18 protein-coding genes are annotated in these 19,129 nt (G+C 61.7%); 11 read left to right on the top strand and 7 right to left on the bottom strand.

Features of this window, described 5'->3' with window-relative positions; translation table 11 throughout:
• Positions 1–257: 257 nt before the first annotated feature.
• From lptF to rsmA, 6 genes are all read left to right on the top strand, one after another.
• The gene (gene lptF / locus BC363_RS22515; protein WP_065787242.1) at positions 258–1,427 is read left to right on the top strand and encodes an LPS export ABC transporter permease LptF; all 1,170 of its coding nucleotides are present in this window, start codon (positions 258–260) and stop codon (positions 1,425–1,427) included.
• Entirely contained in the window at positions 1,424–2,506 is a 1,083-nt protein-coding gene (lptG, locus tag BC363_RS22510) for an LPS export ABC transporter permease LptG (RefSeq protein ID WP_065787243.1), read from the top strand. Before lptF ends, lptG begins: the two co-directional genes overlap by 4 nt.
• Complete coding sequence (locus BC363_RS22505) at positions 2,506–4,854, top strand: LPS-assembly protein LptD (protein ID WP_065787244.1); 2,349 nt, start codon at positions 2,506–2,508, stop codon at positions 4,852–4,854. The genes lptG and BC363_RS22505 overlap by 1 nt, the downstream gene beginning before the upstream one ends.
• A 184-nt stretch (positions 4,855–5,038) precedes the next feature.
• A complete protein-coding gene (locus tag BC363_RS22500; protein ID WP_065787245.1) occupies positions 5,039–5,980 on the top strand; it encodes a peptidylprolyl isomerase in 942 nt (313 codons plus the stop codon).
• Between the two features lie 15 nt (positions 5,981–5,995).
• Positions 5,996–7,024: a 4-hydroxythreonine-4-phosphate dehydrogenase PdxA gene (gene pdxA / locus BC363_RS22495; protein ID WP_065787246.1), complete on the top strand. Its 1,029-nt coding sequence runs from the start codon at positions 5,996–5,998 to the stop codon at positions 7,022–7,024.
• Positions 7,024–7,851, top strand: a complete 828-nt coding sequence (gene rsmA, locus BC363_RS22490) for a 16S rRNA (adenine(1518)-N(6)/adenine(1519)-N(6))-dimethyltransferase RsmA (protein WP_065787247.1) — start codon at positions 7,024–7,026, stop codon at positions 7,849–7,851. Before pdxA ends, rsmA begins: the two co-directional genes overlap by 1 nt.
• 304 nt (positions 7,852–8,155) lie before the next feature.
• Here rsmA and gmk read toward each other — a convergent pair whose 3' ends face one another.
• From gmk to fabD, 7 genes are all read right to left on the bottom strand, one after another.
• A complete protein-coding gene (gene gmk / locus BC363_RS22485; RefSeq protein WP_065787248.1) occupies positions 8,156–8,815 on the bottom strand; it encodes a guanylate kinase in 660 nt (219 codons plus the stop codon).
• 3 nt (positions 8,816–8,818) lie between these two features.
• Positions 8,819–9,706 (bottom strand): YicC/YloC family endoribonuclease, encoded by an 888-nt coding sequence (locus BC363_RS22480; protein ID WP_065787249.1) that lies wholly within the window; start codon positions 9,704–9,706, stop codon positions 8,819–8,821.
• Positions 9,707–9,810: 104 nt separating this feature from the next.
• Positions 9,811–10,998: an endolytic transglycosylase MltG gene (gene mltG / locus BC363_RS22475; RefSeq protein ID WP_065787250.1), complete on the bottom strand. Its 1,188-nt coding sequence runs from the start codon at positions 10,996–10,998 to the stop codon at positions 9,811–9,813.
• Positions 10,999–11,364: 366 nt separating this feature from the next.
• Complete coding sequence (gene fabF, locus BC363_RS22470) at positions 11,365–12,630, bottom strand: beta-ketoacyl-ACP synthase II (protein WP_065787251.1); 1,266 nt, start codon at positions 12,628–12,630, stop codon at positions 11,365–11,367.
• Positions 12,631–12,851: 221 nt separating this feature from the next.
• Positions 12,852–13,088, bottom strand: a complete 237-nt coding sequence (locus tag BC363_RS22465) for an acyl carrier protein (protein ID WP_003531676.1) — start codon at positions 13,086–13,088, stop codon at positions 12,852–12,854.
• 336 nt (positions 13,089–13,424) lie between these two features.
• Positions 13,425–14,162, bottom strand: a complete 738-nt coding sequence (gene fabG, locus BC363_RS22460; RefSeq protein ID WP_065787252.1) for a 3-oxoacyl-[acyl-carrier-protein] reductase — start codon at positions 14,160–14,162, stop codon at positions 13,425–13,427.
• Between the two features lie 27 nt (positions 14,163–14,189).
• Positions 14,190–15,134 (bottom strand): ACP S-malonyltransferase, encoded by a 945-nt coding sequence (fabD, locus tag BC363_RS22455; protein ID WP_065787253.1) that lies wholly within the window; start codon positions 15,132–15,134, stop codon positions 14,190–14,192.
• A 249-nt stretch (positions 15,135–15,383) separates the two neighbouring features.
• On the opposite strand from fabD, the gene BC363_RS22450 reads away from it, so the two are divergent.
• From BC363_RS22450 to BC363_RS22430, 5 genes are all read left to right on the top strand, one after another.
• Entirely contained in the window at positions 15,384–16,427 is a 1,044-nt protein-coding gene (locus BC363_RS22450; protein WP_065787254.1) for an aldo/keto reductase, read from the top strand.
• A gap of 14 nt (positions 16,428–16,441) precedes the next feature.
• Positions 16,442–16,954 carry a ClbS/DfsB family four-helix bundle protein gene (locus tag BC363_RS22445; RefSeq protein ID WP_065787255.1) on the top strand — a complete coding sequence of 171 codons (513 nt, stop codon included), beginning with the start codon at positions 16,442–16,444 and terminating at the stop codon, positions 16,952–16,954.
• Positions 16,955–17,238: 284 nt separating this feature from the next.
• Positions 17,239–17,685 (top strand): 30S ribosomal protein S6, encoded by a 447-nt coding sequence (rpsF, locus tag BC363_RS22440; RefSeq protein WP_025426449.1) that lies wholly within the window; start codon positions 17,239–17,241, stop codon positions 17,683–17,685.
• 27 nt (positions 17,686–17,712) lie between these two features.
• Positions 17,713–17,961 carry a 30S ribosomal protein S18 gene (gene rpsR / locus BC363_RS22435; protein WP_025426448.1) on the top strand — a complete coding sequence of 83 codons (249 nt, stop codon included), beginning with the start codon at positions 17,713–17,715 and terminating at the stop codon, positions 17,959–17,961.
• A gap of 193 nt (positions 17,962–18,154) precedes the next feature.
• On the top strand, positions 18,155–19,108 hold the full coding sequence (locus BC363_RS22430; RefSeq protein ID WP_065787256.1) for a DUF2232 domain-containing protein: 954 nt from the start codon (positions 18,155–18,157) through the stop codon (positions 19,106–19,108).
• Positions 19,109–19,129: the final 21 nt, after the last annotated feature.

Raw genomic sequence — 19,129 nt, 5'->3', positions numbered from 1 at the left:
ATTCGCTGCGTCTACCACCGTCAAAGCTGTGGTCCGCACCCTTCTCGGTTTTCAACGGCTTGGCAAGATGCCCGCAGATGTTTACATGCGGTTAACCGAGGTTCTTTGCCTTAGATTATCCCAGTTGCTTTACAATTCGAGCGACGCCGGACGTAAGACGGAAGCTCGGTTCCCGCCGATGGCGGCGGCAGAAACAGGCGTTTCGATGCAGCGGTGCGGCACAGAAACATGAGCAGGGATTTGGACCGGAAACGGACATGAAGCTGATCGAACGCTACATTTTCCGGCGTGCCATGACCATGTTCCTCGCGACACTTTTGCCGTTGCTCGGCATCGTGTGGACGACGCAGGCCCTTACCAACGTCAATCTGGTTACCGATAGCGGGCAATCCGTCTTTGCCTTCCTCAAGCTGGCAACGCTCATTCTGCCTTCGGTCGTACCGATCATTCTGCCTTTCGCCTTGGTGATCGGCGTGACCCAGACGCTGACGACGATGAATACCGATTCGGAGCTGACGGTGCTGAATGCCGCCGGAAGCTCGCGCACGACGATCATCCGGCCGATCATCTATCTCGCCGTCGGCCTTAGCGTCCTCTCCTTCGTGGTCGACAATTTCGTCGAGCCCTATTCGCGCGTCGCCGTGCGCAAGATGCTGGCAACGGCCAATGCAGACCTGCTTTCCTCGGTCGTCCAGGAGAACGCTTTCCGCAAGATCACCGACGGCCTCTATGTCCAGGTTGGCGGCCGGCGCGGCGGCGGCGTGCTTCAGGGGATCTTCGTTGCCGATTCGCGCAACCCGGCTTTCGAGCTCGTTTACTATGCGCGCGAAGGTGCGGTGGACGAGAAGAGCTCGGCGCTGGTGATGAAGGACGGCGAAGTCCAGCGCAAACTGCCGGACGGCGGCGTATCGATCATCAAGTTCGATTCCTATGCCTTCGATCTGACCGACATGACGAAGACGACGCGCGAAGCGACGATCCGCGCCAAGGATCGCGACCTTCCCAATCTTTTCAACCCGGACCCCAATGATCCGGTCTATCAGGGCAACCCACTTGCCTTCACCGCCGAACTGCACCGCCGCCTGACGGAATGGACGTTCCCGCTGCTGTTCGGCCTCATCGCGCTTGTCTTCTGCAGCGATGCACGCTCACACCGCGAGGCGCGCGTCCATCCGATGGTCAGTGCGCTCGGTTCTGCGCTGGTCATTCGGTGGATGACTTTCTATGCGGGCAACAGCGCCGAAGATTCAGTCTGGTTCGTTCCGCTGATGTATATCGTGCCCCTTGCGACCGGCGCACTGGCCATTCACCAGCTCGTCAGCAACCGGCGCCTCGACATTCCGATGACCTGGCAGGAGAAACTGTCCGAGCTGATGGTACGCCTTCGCCTCGTTCGTCCCGCATCTGACGGGAGCAACGCATCGTGATCTTCACTACGCTCGGCCGCTACTTCCTGACCCGCTACGCCGTCACAACCTTCTGGTTTCTGGTCGGAATTTTTTCGCTCGTCTTCATCATCGACTTCAGCGAGCAGGCGAGCCGCCTGTCCAGCCTTCCGCGTTATTCGATCACCGGCGCGTTGCTGATCAGCGCGTTCCGGATCCCGACCATCCTGCAGCAGACGGTGCCCTTCGTCGCGCTCTTCTCGGCGATGGCGGCCCTGATCTCGCTCAACCGGCGCTACGAGTTGGTGGTCACCCGGGCCGCGGGCATTTCGGTGTGGCAATTCCTGCGCCCGTTCGTCCTCGGCGCCTTCCTGTTCGGTGTACTCGCCGTACTCGCGCTCAACCCGCTCGCAGCCTGGGGTGCGAAGAAGGAAGAGGCCCTGCTTGCTGCCCTGGGTTCATCGCGCACCTCGGATGCCGGCTCGATCCCGTGGCTGCGACAGATCTATCAGGGCACCGATACGATCATCGGCGCGCGCTCGGTTCAGGACGGCGGCACCACGCTTCTGAACGTCACCGTCATCCACTTCGATCCACAGGGTTCGATCATTCTGAGACAGGATGCGGCCTCGGCGAAACTCGAAGATGGTTACTGGCTTCTTAACGACGTCACGGAAACGAGCAGTGGACAGCTGCCTCGCCGTCTGCAAACGGCACAACTGCGCACCAATCTGAAGCCTGAGTTTGTTCAGGAGAGGCTTGCAAAGGCTGATTCCATTCAGTTTTTTGACCTCCCGCGGAAGATCGAAGTGGCGCGCTCCTTTGGCTTTTCCACCAACGGCATGGAAACCCAATTCCACTCACTGTTGTCACTACCGCTGCTACTTGTCGCCATGACGCTGATCGCCGCGTGCGTGTCGCTGAAATTTAGCCGGTTCAACCAATCGCGCTCGGTAATTCTCGGTGGAATCCTATCGGGCTTCGTGCTTTATGTCGTCACCGTGCTTGTCAAAGCATTCGGGAGCAGCGGTATTGTGCCTCCTTTCGTTGCAGCCTGGTTGCCAGTTGTTGTAGCGATGGCGCTGGGCTCGACGATTCTTTTAAATCAGGAGGATGGCTAGTGGCGGTAGGCAACCGCAAACGTACAAAGCTGATCAACGCTGCCCTGTTCGCAGGCGTGGCGCTGCAGACACTTGCCATGGGAATGAGTGCGCCCGCGCTCGCACAGCAGACTTCGGAGCGCCTTGATTCGCTGCGCCCGAACATGCCGGAAGATGCTAAGCTGCTTCTGTCCGCCAATGAGCTTGTCTACAACAAGGACGCCGAGAAGGTGATCGTGCGCGGCAACGTGCAGATCGACTACGGCGGCTACAAGATGGTGGCCCGGCAGGTCGAGTACGACCAGAAGTCGGGCCGCATTCATGCCACCGGTGAAATCCAGTTGATCGAGCCGGGCGGCAATATCGTCTACGCCGAAAAGATGGACGTCACCGATGACTTCGGCAACGGCTTCGTCGATGCCATGCGCATCGAAACGACCGATCTGACACGGCTTGCCGCAACCAGCGGCGAGCGGCGGAACGGCGAAGAGTTCATCCTCAACGAGGCTGTCTACACCGCGTGCACGCCTTGCACGACGAAGCCCGAACACCGCTCGCTGTGGCACATCAAGGCCCAGCGCGTCATCCAGAATGGACGGACGCGGACGATACGGCTGGAAAACGCCCGCTTCGAGCTTTTCGGAAAGCCGATCGCCTATATTCCGGTGATGGAGCTGCCGGACCACACGGTCAAGCGCAAGAGCGGCTTCCTGTTCCCGAAGTTTCAGTACACGCAGAAGCTCGGCGCAGGCGTGGGCGTCCCCTATTATTGGGCGATCTCGCCCTATATGGACGCGACCGCCACCGTGACGGGTCTGAGCCGCCAGGGCTTTCTGCTCGAAGGCGAGTTCCGCCAGAGCTTCCATAACGGCCTTCACACCTTGAGTTTCGCCGGCATCAGCCAGCTGGACAAGGGCCGCTTTACGCCCGGTACGGTCGACGCGCTCGAAACGAACCGCGGCATGGTCGCCTCCAAGGGCAAATTCGACATCAACCCGCGCTGGACCTTCGGCTGGGACGTGCTCGTCCAATCCGACAACAATTTCGCCAAGACCTACGAACTGTCGACATTCGACGGGACGACCTACGTCAACCAGGCCTATCTCACCGGGCTTGGCAAGCGGAATTACTTCGACCTGCGCGCCTTCTATTTCGATATCCAGGACGCAGACGCCAACAGCATCGCTGAAAACCAGCAGCCTGCCGCACAGGTTCTGGACTATTCCTACGTGGCTCCGGGACCGGTATTGGGTGGCGAGCTTTCGGCGACGGTGAACCTAACCAACATCAAGCGCAACCGGCTTGATCTTGATACGAGTAACGGCACCGACAGGTTCCGGGGCCTCGAGGGCACGTCGCACCGCCTGACGGCCGAGCTCGAATGGAAGCGGACCTACATCGCTCCGGGCGGGATCGTCCTGACGCCGTTGCTCGCCGCGCGCGGGGATGCGCTCGGCCTGAACATGACGCCTCCGGGTGCCGGCTATACCGGGGACTACGACAACAGTGATGCCGCGACGCGGCGCATGCTGACGGCAGGTCTCGAGGCGCGTTATCCGATCCTGTTCGTCGGCGACGGCAGCAGCCACGTTCTCGAGCCGATCGCCCAGGTCTACGCCCGTCCCGACGAACAACTTGCTGGCGGCCTGCCCAACGAAGATGCGCAGAGCTTTGTCTTCGACGCGACGACCCTGTTCGATCGCGACAAATTCTCCGGCTTCGACCGCATCGAAGGCGGCACACGCGCCAACGTCGGTCTTCGCTATACCGGAACGTTTGACCGCGGCTACGGCTTGCGTGGCATCGTCGGCCAGTCCTACCAACTAGGCGGCTTGAACTCGTTCGCAACGGACGACCTGGTCAAGGCAGGTGCGAATTCCGGTCTGGAAACGACGCGCTCGGACTACGTCGCCATGTTCGGTGTCGATGCGCCATCTGGCCTGATGGCCAGCCTTTCCGGTCGTCTCGATGAAGAGGATCTGGCGCTGCGTCGCGCCGATGCCACCGTGGGTTATCTCGGCCTTACCTGGCAGGCGGCAATGACCTATACGCGCATCGAGGCGCAGCCGCTTTACGGCTCGCTCAGCGACCAGGACGAAATCCAGACCGCGGCAGCCTACAAGTTCCACGATTACTGGTCCGTCTTCGGCGCGATAACCTATGACATCAACAATGATGTCATCTCGCGCAACGGCTTCGGCATCACCTATGACGATCAGGACACGCTGTTCTCGCTCGTCTACAAGCAGGAACGCGATACCGACAGCACGATTGCGAACGACTGGTCGATCGGTGCGCGGATCAGCTTCCGCACCCTCGGCGACGTCAATGTCGGCGATACGAAGTTCGAAGAACTGGACTATTATTGATACATTTCGATCGGAGGGGCATTCGCCAGTTGTTTGCCCCTCTGCCCGCTATCGGGCCGGCCAAACGGTCTTGTCATCGTTTGGCCGCATGTATTATGCATTCCCTCCGACAAGATAAAACAACGGCGTGAGCCGGGATGCGGATCGAAGCACCGGGCTTTGGCCGCGCCAAGGACAGGAAAAGATGATGGGCGGGAAAATGTCGATCTTGAGGACGCTTTCGGCGCTGGCTTTGGCCGGCAGCCTGAGCATTGCGGTTTGCGCGAGTGCGCAAGCTGCAAGTCAGGTGAAGGTAACGGTCAACAATACCGTGATCACCTCCGGCGACATTGCCAAGCGTGCCGCTTTCCTCCGCCTGCAACGTCAGGGCGGTGGTGCAGAGGAAGCCAAGAAGCAGCTCGTCGACGAGGTGCTGAAGCGTGCCGAGATCGCGCGGATCGGCCAGTCGGTCAGCACGCAGGACGTGGACGCGGCCTATGCGCGGTTTGCAGCCGGCAACAAGCTTTCGCCGGAGCAGCTCGGCAAGATTCTCGATCAGGCCGGCGTTGGTTCGGACCACTTCAAGCAGTTCATCGCGGTGCAGATGAGCTGGCCGCGCGCCGTCAACTTCCGTTTCGGCAGCGCAAATCGCCTGCAAGGCGCCGATCTCGTCAAGCGGATGATGGAAGGCGGCGGCACCAAGCCCGTCACGACGGAATACTATCTCAAGCAGGTCATCTTCGTCATTCCGGAGAAGAAGCGCGGCGCCATTACCGGCAAGCGTCAAGCGGAAGCCAACGCAGCGCGTGGACAGTTCCCGGGATGCGATACCGCCAAGGTCTTCGCGGCAAACTACCGTGACGTTTCTATCCGTGATCTCGGCCGCATGCTGGCCCAGCAGTTGCCGGACGAATGGAAGCCGCTCGTCGAGAAGGCCGGCGACGGCAACACGACGGGAACGCGCGTAACCGAAAAGGGCGTCGAATTCCTGGCGATTTGCAAGAAGCGCCAGGTCAATGACGACACCGCAGCAGAAGTCGTCTTCCGCGCCGAGGACCTCGGCAAGAAGAAGGCTGGCGGCGAAGATCCGAACAGCGAAAAGTACCTCGAGGAGCTGCGCAAGAAGGCGCAGATCGTCAACAAGTAAGATCAGCGGGCAAAAATGCGTGACACAACCGGCGGGCCCCTCGCCCTGACCATGGGCGATCCAGCCGGGATCGGACTGGACCTTAGTCTGACCACCTGGCTTGGTCGCCGCGAACGCTCGACACCGCCGTTCATTTTCATCGGCGACCCTACAGTTCTTGCGGCGCGGGCAGCATTGCTCGGGCATACGGTTGCCATCCGCGAGACCGACTGCGCAGCTGCCGTCTCCACGTTTACCGACGCCTTGCCCATTCTGCCGGTGCGCTGCCCTTCTCCCGTCATCGCCGGCGAGCCGGATTCCGCCAATGCTCCGGCTGTAACGGGCTCGATCGACACAGGCGTAAAGCTGGTCATGGATGGCGAAGCTTCGGCTCTCGTCACCAACCCGATCGCCAAGGCCGTGCTCTACGAAGCCGGCTTCCGGTTCCCGGGCCATACGGAATACCTTGCGGATCTCGCGGAGAAGGCCACCGGCGAGACCCTGTTGCCGGTCATGATGCTGGCCGGCCCCAAGCTTCGCGCCGTGCCGGTGACCATCCACATCCCGCTGAAAGACGTGCCCGCGCAATTGACGGCGGATCTGATCTATCGGACCTGCACCATTACCGCGGCGGATCTTCGCACGCGCTTCGGCCTCGACAGGCCGAAGCTGGCAATCGCCGGGCTCAATCCCCATGCAGGCGAAGGTGGGGCACTGGGTGCCGAAGACGATGCCGTCATCCGCCCGGTGGTGGAAAGACTGCGGGCGGAAGGCATAGACGCAACCGGGCCACTGCCCGCTGACACGATGTTTCACGACCGCGCCCGCTCGACCTATGACGTGGCGATCTGCATGTACCACGATCAGGCACTGATCCCTGCCAAGGCACTTGGCTTCGACGACAGCGTCAATGTCACGCTCGGCCTTCCGTTCATCCGCACGTCGCCCGACCATGGTACCGCCTTCAGCCTTGCGGGTAAGGGCATCGCCCGGGACGAGAGCCTGTTTGCAGCTCTGAAGCTCGCAGCACAGCTTTCCAGGAATACCGCAGGAGTTATCGTCTGATGGCCGCTCTCGATGGGCTCCCGCCGCTACGGGATGTAATCCAGCGCCATGGCCTCGACGCCAAGAAGGCGCTTGGGCAGAACTTCCTGCTCGACCTCAACCTCACCCAGAAGATCGCCCGGACGGCAGGTCCGCTCGAGGATATGACCGTCATCGAAGTCGGCCCAGGCCCCGGCGGCCTGACGCGGGCGATCCTGGCGCTTGGTGCTAAGAAGGTCGTGGCGATCGAACGGGACGCGCGTTGCCTGCCGGCGCTTGCAGAAATCTCCGATCATTATCCGAACCGGCTCGACGTCATCGAAGGCGATGCCCTCAAGGTCGATTTCGACGAGATCGGCGGTGGCGGCCCCGTCAAGATCATCGCCAACCTACCCTATAATGTCGGCACGCAGCTTCTCGTCAATTGGCTCCTGCCAAAGACCTGGCCACCCTTCTGGCAGTCGCTGACACTGATGTTCCAGCGCGAGGTGGGCTTGAGGATCGTCGCGGACGCCGACGACGATCACTATGGACGCCTCGGTGTCCTCTGCGGCTGGCGAACGAACGCCCGCATGGCCTTCGACGTGCCGCCGCAGGCCTTCACGCCTCCGCCCAAGGTGACCTCCTCAGTGGTGCACCTGGAGCCGGTGGCCAATCCTATCCCGTGCGCGGTGTCGTCGCTGGAGAAAGTGACGCATGCGGCCTTCGGTCAGCGCCGCAAGATGCTCCGCCAGAGCTTGAAGCCGCTCGGTGGCGAAGCGCTGCTGGCAAAAGCCGATATCGACCCGCAGCGGCGCGCTGAAACACTTTCCGTTGAAGAATTCTGCCGGCTGGCAAACTGCCTCTAACGCATGTCGCGCAAAAGTGCGCAGCGGTTTTGCGCGACATGCGAAAACACAAGAGCTTACTGAATAATTCCTTAAATCGGAATCGATTTAAGGATAAATTATGCAGCAAGTTTAAAGCGTTACAGCGTCCTTAGCGCGTCATGTTTGACGCGCGGCCCTGTAAAGCGTCGTAAGCGAATCTGAAGGATCGCGACGCGCTTTAAGACATGTCGCCCGGAGGGGCGCTACGGCTTCGCGGGCGCGACAAGCGTACCGGCAACACCGCTTATCGGCGGTGGCCGGCATTGCCGGCCACGCCCTCTCGTCAGAACGGGTTTTCCGTCAGAAGTCCATTGACGAATTCGAACAGGCCCGGGCGGCGGTCTCGACGCAGGCGCTCGGCCTCGACGATCGCGCGCACCGCCGAGAAGGCACGATCGAGATCGTCGTTGAGAACGATATAGTCGTATTCGCGCCAATGTTCGATTTCAGCGCGCGAATTGGCCAGGCGGGTGGCGATGACTCCCTCGCTGTCTTCGGCCCGACGATGCAGCCGCGATTGCAGCTCGGCCATCGACGGCGGCAGGATGAAGATCGAGACGACGTCGCCCGCCATCTTCTCCTGAAGCTGCTGCGCGCCCTGCCAGTCGATATCAAAGAGCATGTCGCGGCCTGCGGCCATCGCAGCTTCGACGGCGTCGCGCGGGGTGCCATAGAAGTTGCCGTGAACCTCGGCCCACTCCAGCAGCGAGTCGGTCGCCCGCAGCGCTTCGAACTCGCGAATCGATTTGAAGTGATAGTGCCGTCCATCGATTTCGCTCGGACGGCGCTGACGCGTGGTCACGCTCACCGAGATGCTCATCTCGGGATCGGCTTCGAGCAGGTTGCGCGCGATCGTCGACTTTCCCGCACCCGAGGGTGAGGAGATGACGAGCATCAGCCCGCGGCGGGCGATCTTGACGGGCGAAGGGGTCGCCGATTTCATGCGTTACTCCAGATTCTGAACCTGTTCGCGGAACTGATCGATCACAACCTTCAACTCGATGCCGGCTGCGGATACCGCAGCGGCGTTCGACTTGGAACAGATCGTATTCGATTCGCGGTTAAATTCCTGTGCCAGGAAATCGAGCTTTCGGCCAACCGGCCCGCCCTTTGACAACAGATCGCGGGCAGCGACGACATGGGAACCGAGCCTGTCCAACTCTTCTCTCAGGTCTGCCTTGGTGGCAAGCAGTGCCACTTCGGCATGCAGCCGGTCTCGGTCGAGCGACGAGCCGTTACCCATCACCAGTGCCACCTGCTGCGCCAGCCTTTCAGCAATTGCCGCAGCGCTGCGCGAGGGATCGGCCTCGACCGTTCCCGTCAGCTTTTCGATGGTGTCGACCTGCGCCAACAGGATCTGACAGAGTGCCCCTCCCTCCTCCTCGCGCATCTCGCGCAGATCGGTCAGAGCGAGCTTGAGACCCGTCAGAATATCGTCGTCGAGCGCGGCGCGTTGCGCCTCGCTTTCCTCGGGCTCGCGGAAGTCGACAATGCCGCGGATCGCCAGCAGCGTATCGAACTTGAGCGGCGCGGGATCCACGAGGTCGCCGAGCTGCTCGCGCAGGTTCAAGACAGCCGTCAACGCAGCCTGGTTCACCACCGCTTCGACCGCGCTCTCCACCCCGCTGACGGACAGGCTGATCTGCAGATTTCCACGAGAGAAAAATTCCGCAGCGAGCCGGCGCACGTCCGGCTCGAACCGTTCAACGCCTTGCGGCAGGCGAAGCCTGACATCGAGGCCCTTGCCGTTGACGGAGCGCAGTTCCCAGGCCCAGCGATGGCGGCCGCTGCTGCCTTCTCTCCGGGCAAAGCCGGTCATTGATTGGAGCGGCATCCTCACCTCCGTTACGCTTTCTGGAAAAAGCAATAAGGCGACGGCGCGGCATCCCGCAAGGGATATCCGCGCCGTGATTCGTCCGTCCACAGTGCAGGCGGCTGTTACTGAGGCTGCGCCGTCGTTGCCGCGTCCTGGGCGGCCTTCGCCGCTTCGGCTGCCTTCTCGGCTTCCACCTTGCGCCAGCGGCGAACATTGGCGTTGTGTTCATCCAATGTCGCGGCAAAGACGTGGCCACCCGTGCCATCGGCAACGAAGTAGAGCTCTGGCGTGCGCGACGGATTGGCAACGGCTTCCAGTGCGGCGCGCCCCGGGTTGGCGATCGGCGTCGGCGGCAGGCCCTTGATGATGTAGGTATTGTAGGGCGTATCCTTGTCCAGGTCCGATTTCAGGATTGGCCGGTCCGCCGGCTTCCCGTCACCGCCGAAAATGCCGTAGATGATCGTCGGATCCGACTGCAGGCGCATGCCTTTATCGAGGCGGTTGATGAAGACAGAGGCAACACGCGGGCGCTCGTCGGCGCGCCCGGTTTCCTTCTCCACGATCGATGCAAGGGTCACGAACTCCTCGACGGTCGAGACGGGGAGGTTCGGATCGCGCTTTTCCCAGATCTGCTCGACCAGCGCCTTCTGTGCAGCCGCCATCTGCTGGACGATTTCGACGCGCTTGGTGCCGCGCGTAAATTTATAGGTGTCCGGCTTCAACGAACCTTCGGCAGGCGGTTCTTGCGGCAGGTCGCCGACGAGAACCTCGTCATCGGCAAGCCGATGGAACATCTGCTTGACCGTCAGACCTTCCGGCAGCGACACGGAATAGAGAATGGACTTGCCGGATTTCAACAGCTGCATGATCTCCTGCATCGAAGAGCCAGCCTTGATCTCGTACTCGCCGGCCTTCAGCGTGTCGTTGTCAAGGTAAGCCTCGGAGACGAACCTGAAGACGCGGCCATCGGTGATGATGTTGCCGCGCTCGAGGCCGCTGGCGATCTCGCTGATACCGGCGCCGCTTCTGACGATGAAGTTCTTGTTGGCTTCCAGCGGGCCCGGTTTTTCGTACTGGTGCATCGCATAATAGACCGCACCTGCCGCTGCGAGCGCGACGAAAACGATCACGGTCATGACGAAATTCAGGAAGATCACGACCTGGCTGCGCGCCTTGCGCGAACGCTTCGGCGGCTGCGGCGCCTTCTCCGGCCGCAAGGCTTCGCTGGCCGATTTCGGAATGATCGGCCCGTTGTTCCCGGTGTCACTGCGGCCGAATTGCGCCGCGCCGTTCTCGTTTGAGTCGCTCACGATTATCCCGAACCCGAAATTCGCATCCTCATTCTAGCTGCCGCGGTGCGAATTTCGGCCTGGACCGTGGCAGGTATAAATCAAAACGTTTGAGCCGCAGCCATCCCTTGGGGTTGGCAGTGGAATAAATGGTCTCGGCGCACCCGCCGGTCAACGGCGTTTCGCTCGAAGACAGCCAACATGCGCTCGGCAATAGCAATACAACAAACTGTCAGATGTGCCTTGCGCGAACATAGCCGTCAGGCAGCGCCAATCCCTGTGAAAGGCGGCACGTCCTCCTGCTACATGCTTGTAGCGAGCAATGCGGCAAAAAGCAGGATCAACGGGGCGGTGACGCGCATCGCCCCGTTGATAACCTCGGCAATATCAAACGCCGGTGTAGCGGCGCAGAACCAGCGAAGCGTTTGTGCCGCCGAAGCCGAAGGAATTCGACAGCGCGATGTTGATCTCGCGCTTGCGCGCAACATGCGGCACCAGATCGATCTTGGTCTCGACGGAGGGGTTGTCGAGGTTCAGCGTTGGCGGTGCGATGTTGTCGCGGATCGCCAGTACCGAGAAAATCGCTTCCACCGCGCCGGCAGCACCCAGCAGGTGACCGATCGCCGATTTGGTCGACGACATCGAGATCTTCGAGGCATGCTCGCCGACGAGCCGTTCGACGGCGCCGAGCTCGATCGTATCGGCCATCGTCGAGGTGCCGTGGGCGTTGATATAGTCGACATCAGCCGCCGTCAGGCCGGCGCGCTTCAGCGCCATCTGCATGCAGCGGTAGGCACCGTCGCCATTCTCGGACGGCGCTGTGATGTGGAAAGCATCGCCGGAAAGGCCGTAGCCGACGACTTCGGCATAGATCTTCGCGCCGCGCGCCTTGGCGTGCTCGAGCTCTTCCAGGATCACGATGCCGGCGCCCTCGCCCATGACGAAACCGTCGCGGTCGACATCATAGGGACGCGACGCCCTTTGCGGATCATCGTTGTGCTGCGTCGAGAGCGCCTTGCAGGCGGCAAAACCCGCCAGCGAGATACGGCAGATCGGCGATTCGGCGCCGCCGGCCACCATGACGTCGGCATCGCCGAGCGCGATCAGGCGGCTTGCATCGCCGATGGCGTGTGCGCCGGTCGAGCAGGCGGTGACGACCGAGTGATTGGGGCCGCGAAGCTTGTGGCGGATCGAAACCTGACCCGAGGCAAGGTTGATCAGACGGCCGGGGATGAAGAAGGGCGAAATGCGCCGAGGACCCTTGTCGCGCAGCGTGTAGCCGCCTTCGACAATGCCTTCGAGACCGCCGATGCCCGAGCCGATCAGGACGCCGGTTGCAATCTGGTCTTCGTCGTTTTCGGGCTTCCAGCCGGCGTCGGCCAGCGCCATGTCGGCAGCCGCCATCGCGTAGACGATGAAAGGATCAACCTTGCGCTGTTCCTTCGGCTCCATCCAGTCGTCGGCATTGAACGTGTTGTTCGAGCCGTCGCCGAACGGAAGGCGGCACGCGACCTTCGCGGGCAGATCTTCGACTTCGAATTCCGTGACCTTGCGCGCAGCATTGTCGCCTGCGATCAGGCGCGCCCAAGTTGCCTCGGTTCCGCAACCCAAGGGAGATACCATGCCGGTACCGGTGATAACGACACGTCTCATAGTCCGCGACCCACCCTGACTGTTCAATTTCAGAGCCGGATCGGACCACGCGTGACGAACCCGATCCGTGCATCCATTTTAAGTTCTTATTGCAACGATCAGAGGGAAATGCGGTCCCGCATTGCTGATCGAGAACCCCGCGCTCAGCGCGAGACAGCCCACTTCCCCTGGGCTGGTACGGGCCGCTGAACGCGGCCCGTCTACGGCTTGGCCGTAAAGGATCAGGCCTGAGCCTTTTCGATGAACTTGACGGCGTCGCCGACAGTCAGGATCGAATCCGCGGCATCATCCGGGATTTCGACGCCGAATTCTTCTTCGAATGCCATGACCAGTTCGACGGTGTCGAGCGAGTCCGCGCCGAGGTCATCGATAAAGCTTGCGCCTTCGCTGACCTTTTCGGCGTCGACGCCAAGATGATCAATAACAATTTTCTTTACGCGTTCTGCGATATCGCTCATGTCGGAGTTCCTCGACCTTCGTTTCTCTGGGCGCCTTTCTGGCACCGGTACTCTCAATAAGCCTGATAGACCAAGACGGTCCAACGGGCAATCCATCCAACCAGAACCGCGGCAAACCCAGGGCAGCCAAGGCTGCCGGACACCTGGCGGGGCCGGTCGACTGCTAACAGTCATGGCCCGATTAACACGGTTTAAGTCTGCCGCAAAGTGCGAAAATGCCTGACAATCGCTTGCTCAACATTGAATTTCAGGCATTTGGCAGGTGGTATGCCGGAGCATTGAAGGCCACGATCACGCCGGTTTCGCGTGCATGGCCTGCGGGCCCCGGACACCCCGTCAGATCATCGCCATGCCGCCGTTGACGTGAATGGTCTGGCCCGTCACGTAGCCCGCCTCGTTCGAAGCAAGATAGACGACGGCCGACGCAATCTCGGCACCGGTGCCCATGCGCTTCATCGGGATCGCTCCCATGATGCCTTCCTTCTGCTTGTCGTTCAGCTTGCCGGTCATGGCGCTCTCGATGAAGCCGGGCGCGACGCAGTTGACCGTGACGTTGCGGGTCGCGATTTCCTGGGCGAGCGATTTCGAAAGGCCGATCATGCCGGCCTTCGAGGCGCAATAGTTGGCCTGGCCGGGGTTGCCGGTGACGCCGACGATCGACGTGATGTTGACGATGCGGCCGAAGCGGCGGCGCATCATCGGATGGGTCAGCTCGCGGGTCAGGCGGAACACGGCGGTCAGGTTGACCTCCAGAACATTGTCCCAGTCCTCGTCGCTCATACGAACGAAAAGGCCGTCCTTGGTGATGCCGGCATTGTTGACGAGGATGTCGACGCCGCCCAGTTCAGCTTCTGCCTTTTCGCCGAGCGCCTTGACTTCGGCGCGGTCGGACAGGTTGGCCGGGAACAGCTGTACGCGCTCGCCGAGCTCGTTGGCAAGCGCCTCGAGCTTTTCGACGCGCGTGCCGTGAAGGCCGACGATTGCGCCCTGAGCGTGCAGCATGCGGGCGATTTCCTCGCCGATACCACCGGATGCACCGGTTACAAGAGCCTTACGGCCGGAAAGATCGAACATCGGATTGATTCCTTATAACTGGAGCACTCAGGCCAGAAGCGCCGAGAGCGCGGTGTCGATATCGGCAGGCGTGTTGACGGTAATGCCGGTGACGGATTTGTCGATCCGGCGGGCAAGCCCGGTCAGAACCTTGCCGGAGCCCACTTCATAAAGTGTCGCGACGTTGTTGGCGGCGAACCATTCCACCGTCTCGCGCCAGCGAACCTGGCCGGTGACCTGCTCGACGAGAAGACGCGCGATCTCGGTCGCGTCGCTGACCGGAGCGGCCAGGACGTTGGCGACGACAGGCACGGACGGATTGTGCTTTTCGACCTTGGCGAGCGCCTCGCGCATCGCCTCGGCCGCCGGCGCCATCAGGCTCGAATGGAAGGGAGCGGAAACCGGCAGCATCAGGGCGCGCTTGGCGCCTTTTTCCGACGCAAGTGCGGCGGCCTTTTCGACAGCCGCCTTCTCGCCGGAGATCACCAGCTGGCCGCCACCATTGTCATTGGCAATCTGGCAAGAGCCGAGCGCCGAGGCTTCGCGGCAGATGGCATCGACATCCGCCTGCTCAAGACCGATGATGGCCGCCATCGCGCCCTTGCCGACGGGCACGGCCTCCTGCATTGCGTTGCCACGGATGCGCAGCAGGCGCGCGGTGTCGGCAATCGAGAAGGTTCCGGCGGCACAGAGCGCCGAGTATTCGCCGAGCGAATGACCGGCAACGAACGAGACCTTGCTCTTGAGGTCGAGACCCTTGGCTTCAAGCACCCGGATCACCGCCATCGATACGGCCATCAGCGCCGGCTGGGCGTTGGCCGTCAGTGTCAGCGTTTCCTCGGGGCCGTTCCACATGGTTTCGGAGAGTTTCTCGCCGAGCGCCTCGTCGACTTCGGCAAACACTGCCGCTGCTTCCGGAAACGCGTCCGCCAGATCCTTGCCCATGCCGACAGCCTGGCTGCCCTGGCCCGGGAACGTGAATGCAATACTCATGGGATTGTCCCTTCCCTAGTTTTCCTCTCCATTCACATTCCTGAACGGCGAGTCAAGCGCGCAGGCCCGGCTTTGCGGGCTTCGCACGGCCTTTTGCCCTTGATCTTCGCCAATCAAGGCGTAAGTTTGCCGCGCATCGCCGCCCTGCCCGATCGACCGTCCCCTGGGCTTGCGGCCTTCACCCAATTCTGCCGCGGGCACCCCTTTCCTCCCGGGTCGAGGCTCGCTTTTCACAAGGACCATCACTGCATGCGTTACAACACGCTTGGCCGGACCGGCATCAAGGTTTCCGAAATCTGCCTCGGCACAATGACCTGGGGCTCCCAGAACTCCGAGACCGAGGCGCACGAACAACTCGACTATGCGTTCGACAAGGGCGTGAACTTCATCGACACCGCCGAACTCTACCCGACGACCCCGCTTTCCGCCGAAACCTACGGCAATACCGAGCGCATCATCGGCGAGTGGCTGTCGAAGCGGGTTCGTCGCGACGACGTCGTTGTCGCCACCAAGGTCGCCGGCTCCGGCCGTCCCTACATCCGCAACGGCGGCCCGATCACCCCGGAAGGCATCGGCGAGGCGGTCGACGCCAGCCTCAAGCGGCTGAAGACGGATTACATCGACCTCTACCAGATTCATTGGCCGAACCGCGGCCATTATCATTTCCGCAATGCCTGGTCCTATGAGCCCGCCAAGCAGGACAAGGCCCATGTCGCCGCCGACCTGAAGGCTATGCTCGAAAAACTCGGCGAAGTGGTGAAGGCGGGCAAGGTCCGCGCGATCGGCCTTTCGAACGACACCGCCTGGGGCACGATGAAGATGATCGACATGGCGGAACGGCACGACCTGCCGCGTGTCGCCTCGATCCAGAACGAATACAATCTTCTCTACCGAGCCTACGACCTCGACCTTGCCGAACTCTCGCATCACGAAGACGTCGGGCTGCTCGCCTATTCGCCGCTTGCCGCCGGCCTGTTGACCGGCAAGTATCTTGACGGCGCCAGGCCGGCGGGGTCGCGCCTTGCGATCAACGGCGATCTCGGCGGCCGCTTCACGCCACACCAGGAACCGGCCGTCGCCGGTTACGTGGCACTTGCCCGCGAACACCGGATCGACCCGTCACAGCTGGCGATCGCCTTCTGCCTCGCCCGCCCGTTCATGGCCTCCGTCATCATCGGCGCAACCTCGATGGAGCAGTTGAAGACGGATCTTGGCGCCGTGGGAATGACGCTGCCTCAGGACGTCATGAACGGCATTCGCCGCCTGCACCGGCTCTACCCCATGCCGATCTGAGCGCGATACAGCAAATGGCCGTGCCCCGGACGAAAGCGGAATTGCTCAGCGCCACCGAGACGGAGTTCGCCAAGCTCGAACGCGAACTCGATGGCATTCCGCCGGAGCGATTCGCCGAGGCATCGCTCGATGGACACGCCAAGGGCACGATGATGAGCGTCGGCGACCTCGTCGCCTACCTCACCGGCTGGGGCGAACTGGTGATCAAATGGATCGAACGGGACGAACAAGGTCTGCCGGTCGACTTTCCGGAGACGGGATACAAGTGGAACGAACTCGGCCGGCTCGCGCAGAAATTCTATAGCGACTGCCGAGCGCTGCCGCCTGCGGAACGCCTGTCGCGCCTCGCCGCCAGCAAGGCGGCATTGATCACCCTGATCGAGGCGCGTGACGACCAGACCCTCTACGGGCAGGCGTGGTACGGCAAATGGCCGCTTGGCCGGATGATCCAGTTCAACACCGCCTCTCCCTATGCCAATGCCCACGGACGCTTGCGCAAGTGGAAGAAGGGCAAAGGAGGCACCTAGAAGGCAAAGCGGGGCAAAAACACCGTGCAAGCCTTGCCTTCCGCTGAAAAATGCGTATAAGCGCGCTGTTCGAAATGCCCGGTCTTCTGGCTGGTGGCTGAACGGAGGGCCGGCTTCCTCGAGGGGAGCCGTTAGGATTGCAAGTCTTTCCGGCCTCCCGTGTCTCCGCTCTCGACCGTCTCGATACAACACTTTCTTGCCGGCTGCCTGTCAGCCACTAAGAACAGTCGTTGAGGCTTAGCCGCCGATGTCCGGGCTGATTAACGCAAGAAAGGTAAGCCACAATGGCTCTTTATGAACACGTATTCCTGGCCCGCCAGGACATCACGCCGCAGCAGGTCGACGGTCTCGTCGAGCAGTACAAGGGCGTGCTCGAAGCAAACGGCGGCAAGGTCGGTCGCGTCGAGAACTGGGGCCTCAAGTCCCTCACCTACCGCATCAAGAAGAACCGCAAGGCTCACTACGTTCTCATGGACATCGATGCTCCGGCAGCTGCTGTCCACGAAATCGAGCGCCAGATGCGCATCAACGAAGACGTCCTGCGCTACATGACGATCGCCGTCGAGAAGCACGAAGAAGGCCCGTCTGCGATGATGCAGAAGCGCGACCGCGACGACCGTCCGCGCCGCGATGGCGACCGTCCGGAGCGTGGCTTCGGCGACCGTGGTCCGCGTCCGGACCGTGGCGACCGCGAAGACCGCCCGCGTCGTCCGCGCGAAGACCGCGCGTAATCAAGAAGCTTTAGGAGATTAAAGACAATGGCTGAAGTTTCTTCCGCTCCGGTTCGTCGCCCGTTCCACCGTCGCCGCAAGACCTGCCCCTTCTCGGGCGCAAACGCTCCGCGGATCGACTACAAGGACATCCGTCTTCTGCAGCGCTACATTTCCGAGCGCGGCAAGATCGTTCCTTCCCGCATCACGGCCGTTTCCCAGAAGAAGCAGCGCGAACTCGCCCAGGCGATCAAGCGCGCCCGCTTCCTCGGCCTGCTGCCCTACGTCGTTTCGTAACAACGGCTGACCTTCCATTGGTCGCCTGACTCAACGGAAACCGACTCTGGGGCAAGGCGCGCTCTTTACGTGATCGCCTTGCCCTCTCCCTTCCGCGTTGGGCGCGGATCGGAACTGGCGTGGAAACACGCAGAAATCCCATGTTGGGGCTGGCCCTAGCCATCCCCTAACTGCACGAAGCAGGACAGCGAACGTGAAGAACTTGAACAAGACATCGCTGCTGACCGGCGTTCTCGCCGGCTTTACCGCTGCCCTCCTATCGATGGGCGCGAATACGCAGTCGTCGCTTGCGATCGTTCTCTATGCCGCTTCGGCGCTCCCCATTCTCATTGCCGGCCTCGGCTGGGGCAATGCGGCCGCAATTACCGCTATCGCCAGCGCAGGCATCACTGCTGCCGGTCTGGTCTCGCCCTATTTCGCGCTGCTGATCCTCGTCGTGACGCTGATCCCCGCCGGCTGGCTCAGCCATCTCGCCAATCTGGCACGCCCGGCCACCGAGCTCGGCGGCCCGGACGGGGCGCTTGCCTGGTACCCGCTTTCCGACATTCTCAGCCACCTCGCCGGTCTGGTGACCGCGGGCATGATCATCGTCGGCTTCATCGTCGGATATGATTCTGATGTGTCCGACCGCATGGTCGACATCGTCATCCAGGCGGTGAAGGCACAGGAGCCACTCTACAACCCGGACGCCGCAGCAATTGCCCAGATCAAGTCGATCTTCACGCTCGCACTTCCCCTCGTCCAGGGTGCCGTCTGGGTGGTGATGCTGTTTTCCGCCTATTATGTCGCCACCCGCATCGTGCAGATGTCGGGCCGGTCGCTGCGTCCGCGCGAGGACATTCCCTCGACGCTGCGCATGCACCGCAACGCGATCTTCATCTTTCTCGGCGGCCTGGTCCTGACCTTTGTGGGCGGCGCCCCGGCCACCATCGGCGCGCTGGTCTGTGGAACCTTCGGTGCAGGCTTCCTGCTCGCCGGCTTCGCATCTTTCCATTTCCGCACGCGCGGCAAGTCCTGGCGGCTTCCCGTTCTGTGGATCGCATACCTGTCGGTGCTCGTGTTCACGATCCCGGCAATCTTCTTCCTTCTCACGGGCCTGACAGATACGCGACGCACCATCGCGGTCACGCCGGTGGAAAAAAACTGACCAACGAAACCTGAACTCTGA

The organism is Ensifer sp. LC384 (assembly GCF_001695865.1).
In the GTDB taxonomy this organism is placed as follows: domain Bacteria; phylum Pseudomonadota; class Alphaproteobacteria; order Rhizobiales; family Rhizobiaceae; genus Ensifer.
The sequence above is the reverse complement of the archived record's forward strand: the minus strand, read 5'-3'. Positions and strand labels throughout refer to the sequence as shown.